This is a genomic window from Achromobacter sp. 46006 (assembly GCF_059761975.1).
Map to the genome: position 1 here is coordinate 103,617 of NZ_JCBANN010000005.1, position 12,293 is coordinate 115,909.

General features: G+C 66.1%; 10 protein-coding genes. 8 read left to right on the top strand and 2 right to left on the bottom strand.

Features of this window, described 5'->3' with window-relative positions:
• Positions 1-13 precede the first annotated feature (13 nt).
• The 8 genes from AC6LKG_RS04595 (at position 14) to AC6LKG_RS04630 (ending at position 8,118) form a co-directional block, all read left to right on the top strand.
• A complete protein-coding gene (locus AC6LKG_RS04595) occupies positions 14-658 on the top strand; it encodes a response regulator (protein WP_498163056.1) in 645 nt (214 codons plus the stop codon).
• Positions 659-725: 67 nt separating this feature from the next.
• Positions 726-1,811: an extracellular solute-binding protein gene (locus AC6LKG_RS04600; RefSeq protein WP_498163057.1), complete on the top strand. Its 1,086-nt coding sequence runs from the start codon at positions 726-728 to the stop codon at positions 1,809-1,811.
• 173 nt (positions 1,812-1,984) lie between these two features.
• On the top strand, positions 1,985-2,722 hold the full coding sequence (locus AC6LKG_RS04605) for a DUF1120 domain-containing protein (RefSeq protein WP_498163058.1): 738 nt from the start codon (positions 1,985-1,987) through the stop codon (positions 2,720-2,722).
• Positions 2,723-2,768: 46 nt separating this feature from the next.
• Positions 2,769-3,509: a hypothetical protein gene (locus AC6LKG_RS04610; protein ID WP_498163060.1), complete on the top strand. Its 741-nt coding sequence runs from the start codon at positions 2,769-2,771 to the stop codon at positions 3,507-3,509.
• A 93-nt stretch (positions 3,510-3,602) separates the two neighbouring features.
• Positions 3,603-4,235: a DUF1120 domain-containing protein gene (locus AC6LKG_RS04615; RefSeq protein WP_498163061.1), complete on the top strand. Its 633-nt coding sequence runs from the start codon at positions 3,603-3,605 to the stop codon at positions 4,233-4,235.
• 38 nt (positions 4,236-4,273) lie between these two features.
• Entirely contained in the window at positions 4,274-4,909 is a 636-nt protein-coding gene (locus tag AC6LKG_RS04620) for a DUF1120 domain-containing protein (RefSeq protein WP_498163062.1), read from the top strand.
• Positions 4,910-4,978: 69 nt separating this feature from the next.
• Complete coding sequence (locus tag AC6LKG_RS04625; RefSeq protein ID WP_498163063.1) at positions 4,979-5,692, top strand: fimbria/pilus chaperone family protein; 714 nt, start codon at positions 4,979-4,981, stop codon at positions 5,690-5,692.
• The gene (locus AC6LKG_RS04630) at positions 5,689-8,118 is read left to right on the top strand and encodes a fimbria/pilus outer membrane usher protein (protein ID WP_498163065.1); all 2,430 of its coding nucleotides are present in this window, start codon (positions 5,689-5,691) and stop codon (positions 8,116-8,118) included. The genes AC6LKG_RS04625 and AC6LKG_RS04630 overlap by 4 nt, the downstream gene beginning before the upstream one ends.
• A gap of 11 nt (positions 8,119-8,129) precedes the next feature.
• On the opposite strand, the gene AC6LKG_RS04635 is transcribed toward AC6LKG_RS04630, so the two are convergent.
• Entirely contained in the window at positions 8,130-10,328 is a 2,199-nt protein-coding gene (locus tag AC6LKG_RS04635) for an autotransporter domain-containing protein (protein WP_498163067.1), read from the bottom strand.
• Between the two features lie 133 nt (positions 10,329-10,461).
• Positions 10,462-12,057 carry a methyl-accepting chemotaxis protein gene (locus AC6LKG_RS04640; protein ID WP_498163068.1) on the bottom strand — a complete coding sequence of 532 codons (1,596 nt, stop codon included), beginning with the start codon at positions 12,055-12,057 and terminating at the stop codon, positions 10,462-10,464.
• Positions 12,058-12,293 lie beyond the last annotated feature (236 nt).

Genomic DNA, 12,293 nt, shown 5'->3' on the forward strand with positions numbered 1-12,293 from the left:
GGAGCGAAGACTTATGGCACGAATCCTGCTGGCCGATGATCACCGGGTTGTGATACTGGGCGTACGCAACATGCTGGAGCGCGCGCCCCGCTATCAGATCGTCGGCGAAGCCACCAATGCGGCCGAGCTGATCCGCAAGACGCGCGAACTGGCGCCGGACATCATCATCACCGACTACAACATGCCATCGGACGACGGCTACGGCGACGGCTTGGCACTGGTGCAGTTCCTGCGTCGCAATTTTCCGGCCGTGCGCATCCTGATCCACACCATGATCACCTCGCCGGTGATCGTATCCAGCCTGTACGAAGAAGGCGTCAGCGGGGTGGTCTTCAAGAGCCGCGACCTCGATGAGATCCTGACGGCCCTGGGCACGATGGAAAAGGACCAGGTGTATCGCAGCGGACCGCAGCCCCTGTCCACATCGCACCCGGGCGGCTCGCAGGATGCGGCGGCGCGCATCGCCCGCTTGTCGCTCAAGGAACTGGAGGTGCTGCGGCACTTCCTGTCGGGCACCTCGGTGGGCGATATCGCACGCATCATGAACCGCAGCGTCAAGACGATCAGTACTCACAAGATCGCCGCGATGCGCAAGCTGGATGTGGCGACGGACCACGAGCTGGTCATGTTCGGTGTCAACCACGATCTTTTCAAATGAAGCCGCGCCCACGAGGTCGGGTCGTCCACCCCAAAGGGCGCGCCGGTATCAAAAGGGAGTGCCATCCATGATGCATCGATATCCCGGCCGTTTGCTCATCAGGCTGGCATTTGCCGGCGCTGCCGCGATACTTGCGCCGCGGCCGGCGGCGGCAAGCGCCCCCGTCGAACTGACGGTCATGGCCTACGGCGTGGACAGCTTCGACGAAAAGTATGTGAAGGCCGTGATCCGACCGTTCGAGGTGGCGCATCCAACCATCAAGGTGAACTACTACGCGGTGCGGGACTCCCGCAACGCGCTGTCGGTACTGCGCGCACAACGGATGGCGCCGCGTATCGATGTCGTGATTCTCGATCCACCCAATGCGCGGCTGGCGCAGGAAGAGCGGCTGCTGGCGCCCATGGATCCCAAGCTGATCCCCAACGCCGCCGACCTGGGCGCGAGGGGCCGCGAAATGGGCTTCTGGGCCTTGCCGGCCATGTACGACTCCATGACCCTGGTGTATGCCAAGGCGGCCTTCGCCCAGCCTCCGAAGAGCTGGCGCGAAATGTGGGACACCAAGTATCGCGGCAAGGTCGCCATCGCCACCAGCCCGGCGGTCAACGGCAGCATGATCGCGCTGACGACTTTGGCCAACCGTCTGGCAGGCGCCCCCGATGGCACAGGCAATTTCCAGCCCGGCCTGGACTACCTGGAAAAGCTCACGCCGAACGCATTGACGTGGACGCCCCGGCCCAACCAGTATTGGCTGGTCTCGCGCGGCCAGGCGTTGCTGGCGGTAGGCTGGAACTCCCGTAGCCAGAGCCAGATCGACAATCTGGCCGGGTATGGCACCACCGTGCCGGCCGAGGGCACCATCGCCGTCCCGATCCTCATCGCCCGCGTCGCGGGCCGGCCCAATGACAGCGCGGCGCAGGCCTTCATCAACCACGCCCTGAGTCCGCAGGCGCAACAAGCGTTCTCGGAGGCGATGTACTACGCGCCATCGAACCAGAAAGCCAAGGTCAATGACGTCGCGCGCGCCCGTATTCCGTTGCTGTCGCCCAACATCGCCGCCCGGCTGATCCCCCTGGACTGGGCTGGCGTGACCGTGGAGCAACTGGCGCGAATGCGCGCGGCGTGGCTGACACGCATCATGAAACCCGCTTCCTGACCGGGAAAGATGCCGTCCCTGATTTGAAAGCGCCAGTACCGGAATCGTCTGATAGTGCGGTGCGGTGTCGAGTTGTTACCTTAGTTTCCGTGGTGAGCGCAACGGCATTTTCCCTGCCTCGCGCGCTGCCACACGACAACCGATCCGCATTCACTTTGGTTTTACAGACATCCATGAAACACCACACCAGCAAGCTTTTCGCCGCCCTCGTGGCGTGCGCCGCCAGCACCGGCGCCCTGGCCCAGAGCGCGCCCGCCGCCGCGCCCAGCTTCAAGATCAGTGTCACCGGCACGATCGCCCCGGGCAGCTGCACGCCGACCTCCGGCGACCTGACGTTCGACATGAAGAGCATCAACCCGAAGTCGTTGAACAACGACAAGGTTTCGATGCTCAGCGGCATCACCAACAAGGTCAAGATCACCTGCACCGCGGATACCGCGATCGCGCTGAACGTGACTGGCTACACCAAGGCCTCCAAGGCATACGGCGCCAACATGGAGAACCACCCGGCCGGCACCTCGACCTACGAAGACTCGCTGTATGACCTGGTCAACCCGGCCGATGGCAACAGCCGCGTCGGCGTGTACGCCATGCAGTTCCGCAATTTCGTGTACACGGGCGGCGGCACTGGCGCCGTCGCCAGCAAGGCCGAGATCATCAAGAGCGACGACAAGAACTCGTGGAGCAACAACACCTCCAATCTGAACGGCTGGAACACGGCGCAGCTCAAGAAAGACGGCAGCAATTATGTGTCCTTCGCCGACCCCAAGGCCAATACCACGCCGGTGCTGGCCAGCACCTTCGAAGGCGAGCTGATGCTGGCTCCGCTCATCCTGGCAAAGAAGGACCTGAAGCTGACAGGCGACCTCAAGTTCGAGGGCGGCGCGACCATCACGCTGAACTACCTCTGATCCACGCGTCAGGCGTGACGCACGCTTCGATATACCGAGAGCCACAATGAAACACTCCCACACCCGCAAGATCCTGTTCGCGGTGCTGGCTTGCGCAGGCAGCGCGGCGGCATCGGCGCAGAACGCCCCGGCGCCTTCGACACTGAACGTCGCCGTCGGCGGCGTCATCTCTCCGGGAAGCTGCACCCCGACCTCCGGCGCGATCGCCTTCGATATGAAGAAGATCAATCCGGCTTCGCTCAAGGACAAGGCGGAGACGCCGTTGGCGCCTATCGTCCAACCGCTGTCGATCAAGTGCGATGGCGGCGACGCCGCGGTCGCATTGTCCGTCGCCGGCACGGTCAAAGCGCCCACGCCGTCCGACGCCGCGCTCGACCACAAGGCCACCGGCATCCAGGCGGAAGCCAAGAAAGGCTACATCTATGACCTGGTCGATGCGGCCACCTCGACCACCCGCATCGGGCGTTACGTGTTCCAGTTCCGCAACTTCCAATACACCACCGCGGCGGCCAATGGGAAGCAAGCCAAGGCGCTGGTGGTGACCAGCAGCGACCGGGCGGCATGGGCCAATGCCGCGGACACGGCCGCGAATGCCGCGCAACTGAAGTCCGATGGCACGACGTACGTGACATTCGCGGACCCCGCCACGCCCACCGTTCCGGTGTCGGCGTCGCTGTTCAACGGCGACATCGTGATCGGCGCCGTCATCCAGCCGAAGTCTGAACTGACGATCAACACCGATCTGACGTTCCGTGGCGAGACCACCATCACGCTCAGCTACCTGTGATCCACGCCCCTGCCGGCGCGCTCGCCGCCCCGGCAGGCTGATGGCCAAAACACGATGAAACTCCGATATCTCCTGGCCTGCGCCGCCGCGGCCATGCCTCTGGCTGCCCTGGCACAGAACACTGCGCTGAACGTTGCCGTGCAGGGCTCGATCAAACCCAGCGCCTGTACCTTCCAGATTTCCGACCAAGGCACCTTCAATTACGGCAAGGTGAAGCTCAAGGACCTGAACAAGGACACCTACACGCAATTGCCGATCATCGACCGGGAACTGCGCATTTCCTGCGAATCGCGGACCAAGGTGGCGCTGACCATCAGCGACAGCAATCCCGGCCTGGTGGCGTTCAAGGAGGACATGGTGTTCTTCGGCGGGCGTGGCAAGAGCTGGTCACCCAGCCGCCAGTACGGGCTGCGCAATGACGCGGGGCGCAGCATCGGCTCCTGGGCGCTGCAATTGGTGCCCGGCTTCAAGGTGGATCAGCAGGACACGCAGTCGATATACAGCGGCGACGGCGGCAAGTCCTGGGACCCCTCCGTCGGCAATTTCTTCCACGACGACGGCAGCCTTGAGACCTGGAGCATGCCCGGGCCGCGCGAGCCGGCGTTTGGCCGTGAATTCGTTGGCACCGTGCGTATCCAGGTGGCCCTGGATCGTAGCGCCCAACTGGGCGTGGCGACCGAGGTGCCCTTCACTGGCGGCGCGGTCATAACGCTCGTCTACCTCTAGCGGCCGCGGCCGCCTCGCGCCGGGAGTTCCGGCTGATCATGAAGCCTTACCTGCATTCCCTCTGCGCCCTGCTGGGCGCCCTGCTCAGCGCGGCGAGCCTTGCCGCGCCGCCCGCGCCGCAGGCCAACAGTTGCCGCATCCAACTGGGTGGCGGGGCAACGGTGGACTACGGCAAGATCAGGCGCAGCCTGCTGCGCGCCGCCGAGGCCGCGCCGCTGCCGACGCAGCAACGCAGCGTCACGGTAGTCTGCGAGCAACCGGCGACACTGGCGCTGCGCCAATCCGCCGGCGACGGGCCAGCCAGCGGCGCGGCGGGCGGCAGGCTCGGCCTGCCGGGCGAAACGGTCCATGGCATCGGCCTGGCATCCGGCAGGCCCCTGGGCGCGTTCGCGCTGCGCTGGCGCCGCGACGCCGCCACCATCGACGGCGCGCCGGCGCGCCTGATCGTCTCGTCAGATGGCGGCGCGACGTGGCGCGAGATGGAGTCCGACACGGTCATCGGCGCCGCCGACCTGATCGCCTGGGCGAGCGGCGAGCAACGCCGCCCGGCCAGCGGCCGCACGCTGACGGCAGGCGTGCGGATCGAAACGGCCATCGCGCCGACATCCACGTTGTACCTGGGCCGCGAGGTCCAGCTCGACGGCTCGATAAGCCTGTCGGCCGTTTTCCCGTAGGCCTTCTACCGATGGCCCTTTCCCGCAGGCCGCGACCGGCCGGCGTCAACACGTCTTTTGCTTGCTGATATGAAATCCTTCCTGACTTGCGTTCCCCTGGCCTGCGCCCTGCTGGCCAGCCCCGCCGGCGCCGCCGGCGTCGTGCCGGAAAGCTCGGTGCTCATCGTCGATGAGGCCACCGGCGAGGGCACCATGACCGTCCAGAACACCGACGCCGCACCGGTATTGCTTTACACCACCATCGAGAACACCGCCGAGGATACCGAGGAACTGGTGGTGGCCACCCCGCCCATGGCGCGGCTGGAAGCAGGCCAATCGCAACTGGTGCGTTTCATGCTGACCAAGAAAGGCCCGCTGGCCACGCAGCGCCTCAAGCGCGTGGCGTTCGAAGGCATCCCGTTCGCGCGCGGCGCCGACAACCAGGTGCAGACCACCTTTCGCCAGAACATCCCGATGATCATCCAGCCGCGCGCGCTGGAAAAACTGAAGGACCCGTGGACGCGCCTGACCAGCAGCGTGGATGGCGACAAGCTGCGCCTGTGCAATGACAGCGGCTATGTGGTGCGGCTGGCGCAGCAGGCGCGGCTGGAAAGCGCCAACGTCAATCTGCCTCTGCCCAAGACCTACCTGCTGCCCGGAGAGCGCTTCGAGCTGCCGCTGGCCGGCAAGCACGCGGCCGCCACCGGCACCGTGACGATCTGGCCCGCCACGGTCTACGGCTATGCCGCGGGCAGCTATGGCATCCCGTTGTCGAATGCCTGCAAATCGACACCGTCAAGATGAATCGGCTCAAGAACGCGGCGGCGGGCCTGGCCGCCTGTATCTGCATGGCGCTACCGGCCGCCGCGTTCGCGCAGCAATTCGATCCCCAGACCCTGCAACGCTTGGGCATTTCCCCCGAAGCGGCCGCCTACTTCAGCAAAACGGCGCGTTTCCTGCCTGGCACCAGCCGCGTGCGCCTGAGAGTCAACGGCGTCGACCAGGGCACGATGGACGTGCGCTTCAATGAAGAAGGCACACTGTGCTTCACGCCCGAGCTGCTGCGACGCGTCGGCCTGAAGGTGCCGGACGGCACGTCCGACGAAGGTTGCCAGGACTATCGCAAGGCCTATCCCGAAACCGACATCACCCAGTTGCCGAACCAGTCGCAGGTCGACATTGTCACGCCGCTGTCGGCCCGCGCCCCCGCGGAAGAGGCAATCCAGGGCCAGTATGTTTCGGGCGGCACCGCCGCGTTGATCAATTACAACCTGAGCGGATCGCGCAGCGGCGGCGGCGATTCGGGTTACCAGTACCTGCGCGCCTATGGCGAAACGGGCCTGAACGTCGCCGACTGGATCCTGCGCAGCCGCCATGACTATTACTCGCAGGGCGGCCGCGCCACGTTCACCCAGGGCGACACGTATGCGCAGCACGCCCTGCCGAGCCTGCGCGCCACCTTCCAGGCCGGCCAGATCTCGCCCGCCGGTTCGCTGTTCGCGGTCGGCACGCTGCGCGGCGCTCAGTTTTTTCCCGAATATGCTTTGCGACAGACGCAGGCGTCGGGCGTCGGCTTCAACGGCATCGCCAGCGGGCCGAGCCGGATCGAAGTGCGGCAGATGGGCACGCTGATCCTGATGACGCAGGTGCCGGCCGGCGCCTACGCCATCACCGATGTGCCCATCATCAGCGGCAATTCCGATCTGGACGTGCAGGTGATTTCCGCCAGCGGTGGGCGGCAGCAGTTCATCGTGCCTGCGGCGTCGTTCGGCGCGGTGCGCAACACCACGGCGCAGGGGCTTTCGGTTGCCATCGGCCGCTACCAGGCCTACCGCAACAGCGATAGCGAGACGCCGCTGGTCGCCACCGCCAGCAACGGCTGGACCCTCGGGCGCCGCGCCAGCCTCAATGCCGGCGCATTGGTGTCCCCTTCCTACCGCGCCCTGGCCGCCACCCTCACCGCCTCGCCCAGCGACGCCATCAACGGCTCGATCGGCATCCGCGCCTCCAGCGCAAAGGCGGCCGGACAAAAACTCCAGGGCCAGCAGATCACATCGACCCTGTCCGTGTCGCCCCTGGAAAGGCTGTCCACCAATTTTTCGGCGACCTGGCAGACGGAGGGGTACCGTGACCTGGCGCAAGTGCTGCAACGCGTGGAGGACCCGCGCGCCGGGGCCCGCGCGAGCCAGACCTACACCGCCAGCGTCTCCTGGTTCCAGCCCACGCTGGGCGCGCTGTCCGCCACTTATACCGCGAGCCGCCTGAGCGGCCTGGATGCCACCCGCCAACGCGCCACGTTGTCATGGAACCGCAGCTTCGGACGCACCTCGGTGACGCTGTCGGCGGCAAAGGACCTCAGCGCCGACACCCGGGCGCGCTCGGACAACCAGTATTTCCTGACACTCAGTTTTCCGCTGGGCAGCGCCAGCGCCGGGGTCTATGTCAGCAAGGCCGGCGACAGCAGCGCGGTCGGCGCCAGCTATTCGGAAACCGTCAACCCGCAGTTCAGCTACAACCTGAGTTCTAGCATGGCCAATCCGGGCCGCGCCCTGAACTCGTCCGTGGCCGTCGACGCGCTGCCGAGGTATACGCACGTCAACCTGTCGGCCAACCGCGATGCACAGGGCAGCCTGTCGACCAACTGGGGCGTGCAGGGATCGGTGGTGGCAGCCGGCGGCGCGGTCGCATTCTCGCCATACGAAGTCGGCGACACATTCGGCATCGCCAAGGTCGGCGACCTGGGCGGGGTACAGATACAGACCCCCGCCGGGCCCGCCTGGACGGATGCATGGGGCCACGCCGTGATCCCTGGATTGCCGGCCTATAGCGAGAGCTCGGTCGAGATCGACACCGCCACCCTGCCGCGCAACGCCAACCTGCCCAACGGCATCCAGTCGGTGAAGCCGGCGCGCGGCGCGGTGCAGGTGATGGACTTCAATCTGCGCCAGGTGCAGCGCTATCTGTTGTCGGCGGTATCCGAAGCTGATCGGCAACCGCTGGCCGAACGCCTGGCGGTGATGGACGGGCGCGGCGCGCTGGTGACCCTGGTGGGCAGGCATGGCCAGATCTTCCTGGACGATGCCTACCCGGCGCCGTTGCAGGTGGCCCTGAAGGATGGCGGCAAGTGTTATCTGGAGTTCCAGCCGGTGGCCAGCCCGGACCCCGACCGTCCGTACGAAGAGGCGCCAGCGGTGTGCCGCAAGCAAGCGGCCGCCGCGCTGGCGCCATGAATGCCACCGGACTAGAACCGGTATCGCACCGAACCCTGCACGGCCCGCGATTGCGAACGCCCGCCATGCCGGCCCTGGTAGCCGAGCAGTACGCTCCAGGCGCCCGCGTGGGTGACATGCAGGCCAGCCGAGAGCAGCATGCTGTCCGCTGGCGCCTGCGGCACAACCTGAGCAAAGCTGCCAGCCATCCCGCGCAAGTGGCCGCGCACTTCACGCGTGCGTCGATTGAATTCGTGCTCCCAGCCCAACGCGGCATAGGGCTGCCAGAGGTCGTCGCCGTGGCGCAGATCGACCTGCACGCGCAGCCCCAGGGTGGCGGCCAGCGAGCGTCGCGTCTGCGCACTGTAATGCATGCTGGTTGCAGTCCGGCCGCCATCGCGCGATTCGTCGTAACCCCTGACTTTCACGTTATGTGAATCCAGCGCCGCGGACGGCGTGACAGTGAAGGCGCCCGCTTGCCAGTCATAACTCGTCAGAATCGACCAGGCCGAGGTCTTGCCCGTGGTGACGCCCTGCTCGCGCAGGCGGGCCGGCCCGATCGAGAAGTCTCGGGTCACATCGCGATAGTTCAGTGCGCCGACGCTGCCGATCCATGCCGCGGACCAGTCGCCCTGGCGATAGCGACCATACGCCGACAACTGCGTCTGCCCGAGGCGGAACCCGCCCGCGCCCCGCCCCAGCGTGGCGCTGTGCTGTACCTGGGACGCACTGACGCCGGCCAGCCAATGCGGCGCCACCCGGCCGTCCAGGCCCACCTCCCATAGATTCATCCGATTGCCGAGCGCGGGCATCCATGCGCCCTCGTTACCGCGCTGCGCATCGTCGGCATGCTGGTATGACACGTAGGTTCGCAGGCCGGCGAAGTCATCGCGGCTGCGCAAGCGGTCCTGGATCGCTTGCAGGCCGCCACGCGTCCCCGCCAGCGGCGCCTCGGCCAGGAGGCCGATGCGCGCGGGCGCCTGCAGCACTGACAGGACATAGTCGGCAATGAACGCGTGCGCAGTGCCGCTTGGATGTATCCCGTCGGCAAAGAGGTAGCTTCGATTGGCGTCGGGCTCCACCAGCGAACCACGGTCGCAGGAAATCGCCGGCGCCGCGCCGCAGGCGGGCTGAGTGACATTGCGCAGGCCATAGCGATCAGGCCGGTCGATCACCTCATCGAGCAGATCGTGGATATCGACGACCACCAGATCTCCTCCATAGCCCGCCAGTTGGCCGTTGAGCGACCGGTTGAACGTCGAGGCCATGGCGCTCAACAGCGCACGAGCCTGCCCGGGCAGGGCCTGCGCTCCCGGCGTGCTGCCGATATCCGGCAAATTGAGCGCCAGCACGGTGCCCGCACCTGCCTCGCCCAAGCGTGCGATCTGTTCAGCGACCGCCTGGGCGGTCAGGCCGGAAACAGCGAGCGCCTGCTGCACCGCCTGCGCCTGCGTGCCGGGAACCGCCAACTCGGCCCCGTGCGATGCCAGCGTCTCCATCAGATCGTTCGCCCCCGCCCACACCGAATACAGGCCCTGGCGGCTCAGGCCGGCCGGATGGTTGCGCAGCAGCAGCGTAACCTGGTCTTGCACCGAAGGGATGAGGTAGTGGAAGGCGATGCTCTCGGGGCCGACGTTGAACGCAGGCAACGTGTACGGAACGGCCTGCGCGACCCGCGCGCCGCCCCAGGCGTAGTTATTGCCCCCGTCGGCCGCGGGCTTCCAGGCGTCGGCATTGTCGATGCCCAGCGATCTGGCCAAGTGAAAGGCCCATGTGGGATCAGGGTTCGTGGTGTGCGCGGGCAACAGCGACATGCCCAGGAATAGATGGGCGGCCTGGGCTACCGATAGGGTGGCCACCGCCCGCGACAGGGTCATCCGGTCCAGGCCATCATCCAAGGCGGCATTCGTATCGCCATCCCGCGGGTTCAGGGAAAGACCTTCGCGTCCTTCGGCCAACTTCGCCATGATATCGGCGAGCAGTTGGGCCTGGACCGGACCGGGGATTTGGAGAAGACGATCCGTTAGCGGGATTCCATCCGGTCCGAGCAACTGGCTTGCGGAAAAATGGCTCGCGGTGATCGCGCCGCCATCCGTCAATGAGTCGCCCAGGAAGATGAGTTCATCGTAAGGCGCGGCGCAGGCTTTCGCGGACAGGGCCCCCCAACACAATGCCGCCGCAATCGTCATCCCATTCCTGCGCCAGGTCGGCCTTTTTTTCGAGTCAGCCATCCCTATGTCTCCGCTGGTTTCTCCAAACCGTGTTCAGGACGAAACCAAAACACCGCGGGATGCAATCTACCAGCGGAGACGCTCATTAATTCCGTGCGCCTGAAAAACGGACTCCTCTTACTCGGGACACCGCTTACTCGCGCAACGACGGATTCACCAGCGCCAGGTCGCCGCCAATCCTGAAACGCCGCACCTGTTGCGCCAGCCGCCCGGCCTGCTCGCGCATGCTGGTGGCCGCTGCCGCGGCCTGCTCCACCAGCGCGGCGTTCTGCTGGGTGGCATCGTCCATCTGCGCCACGGCCTGGTTGACCTGGCCGATCCCCGTCGATTGCTCGGCCGAGGCGCCGGCGATCTCGCGCACCAGCGTGACTGCCCGATGCACGGAGTCCACCACTTCGCGCATGGTGCGTCCGGCCGCGCCAGCCTGGCGGGCGCCGTCTTCGACACGGGTGACGGATTCATTGATCAACGCGTTGATTTCCTTGGCCGCGACCGCGGAGCGTTGCGCCAGGGTGCGGACCTCGCCGGCCACCACGGCAAAGCCACGGCCCTGCTCGCCAGCGCGCGCGGCTTCGACGGCGGCGTTCAGGGCCAGGATGTTGGTCTGGAACGCGATACTGTCTATCACGTTGGTGATGTCCGCGATGCGGCGCGAACTATCGGCGATGGCATCCATGGTGCGCACCACGCCTTCGACTTCCTCGCCGCCGCGCGTGGCCACGCTGGAGGCGCGAGTGACGACCTGTTCGGCTTCGCGCGCGTGGTTGGCATTTTGCTGCACGGTGCTGGTGAGCTGCTCCATCGACGCGGCGGTCTGCTCCAGCGAGGCGGCTTGCGCCTCGGTGCGTTGCGACAGGTCGGCGTTGCCCTGTGCGATCTCCGAGGAGGCCGCGGCGATGCCCTCGCAACCATCGCGCACGTCGCGCACGATGCGCGCCAGGCCGTCGTTCATGCCCTTGAGGGCGCCCATCAGCTCGCCGGTTTCATCGCGGGTGGTGATGCGGATGTCGTTCGTGAGATCGCCGGCGGCCACCTGCCGCGCGGCGCGCACCGCCTGCCCCAGCGGCCCCACGATGGCGCGCGTCATCAACCACCCCAACAGCACCCCCGCCACCACGCCGGCAATCGACAGCGCGATCATGATGCCGCGCATGCGCGCATACAGTTCCGTGCCTTCCCGCACCGATTGCGCCGTGGCGGTCTCCTTGTTGCGGGCCAGCTTGGCCATGAGGCCATCCAGCAGCTCGGAGGACGCGATCACGCTCTTCTCGATCTCGGCGGCGCGGGGGTCTTTCTGCATCAGGGGCAACGTACTGGCGGCGGCGAAGAAGGCCTCGGCATCGCGCTTCCAGGTGTCTTCCATCTGCTTGAACAACGTCAGCAGCCGCCGGCCCTCGGGCGTACGGTAGTAGCTGTTGGCGCGCTCGCGCAGGATATCCATGGCCCGCACCGCCGCGTCGAACTGCTGGCGGATGGCTTCACGCTCGCGCTCGGTGGACGCCGCCAGGTAGCTATTGCGGGCGCGGCCGGCGTACACCAGTTGCAGGTTGGCGTCCTTCATTTCAGACAGCCCGCGCAGCTCGACCTCGTAGAGCTCGGTGTTCATGTCGTTGATGTGGGACAGGCCCCAGACGCCAAAGGCGCCGACCGCCCCGCCCAGCAACGCCACCATCAAGAACGCGCCCGACAGGCGGGCGCGGATACGCAGACCAGAAAATAACCGAGACATGCTTGCTTCCTGTATGGCCCCGGCCGGATGGCGCGATGGCGCCTGTTGTTGTCCCGGGGCCTGATTGATCCGGACGGGCATGGTAGGACGGCATGGAAATTAGGGATAACCCTAGGAATGAACGATTTTTGCGACTGTTCCCCATGCTGGTTCAAGCAGTGGCTTAAGCCCCTCATAAATTCCAGTAATAAGCCGCCTATCAATCTTTGCGCGTCACTCATGCGCCCTGGTTATGC

Bases quoted from the DNA above. Each gene is read 5' to 3' on its own strand.
- AC6LKG_RS04620 (WP_498163062.1), top strand. From the start codon at position 4,274: ATGAAGCCTTACCTGCATTCCCTCTGCGCCCTGCTGGGCGCCCTGCTC.
- AC6LKG_RS04615 (WP_498163061.1), top strand. From the start codon at position 3,603: ATGCCTCTGGCTGCCCTGGCACAGAACACTGCGCTGAACGTTGCCGTG.
- AC6LKG_RS04625 (WP_498163063.1), top strand. From the start codon at position 4,979: ATGAAATCCTTCCTGACTTGCGTTCCCCTGGCCTGCGCCCTGCTGGCC.
- AC6LKG_RS04635 (WP_498163067.1), bottom strand. From the start codon at position 10,328: ATGGCTGACTCGAAAAAAAGGCCGACCTGGCGCAGGAATGGGATGACG.
- AC6LKG_RS04630 (WP_498163065.1), top strand. From the start codon at position 5,689: ATGAATCGGCTCAAGAACGCGGCGGCGGGCCTGGCCGCCTGTATCTGC.
- AC6LKG_RS04640 (WP_498163068.1), bottom strand. From the start codon at position 12,057: ATGTCTCGGTTATTTTCTGGTCTGCGTATCCGCGCCCGCCTGTCGGGC.
- AC6LKG_RS04605 (WP_498163058.1), top strand. From the start codon at position 1,985: ATGAAACACCACACCAGCAAGCTTTTCGCCGCCCTCGTGGCGTGCGCC.
- AC6LKG_RS04600 (WP_498163057.1), top strand. From the start codon at position 726: ATGATGCATCGATATCCCGGCCGTTTGCTCATCAGGCTGGCATTTGCC.
- AC6LKG_RS04610 (WP_498163060.1), top strand. From the start codon at position 2,769: ATGAAACACTCCCACACCCGCAAGATCCTGTTCGCGGTGCTGGCTTGC.
- AC6LKG_RS04595 (WP_498163056.1), top strand. From the start codon at position 14: ATGGCACGAATCCTGCTGGCCGATGATCACCGGGTTGTGATACTGGGC.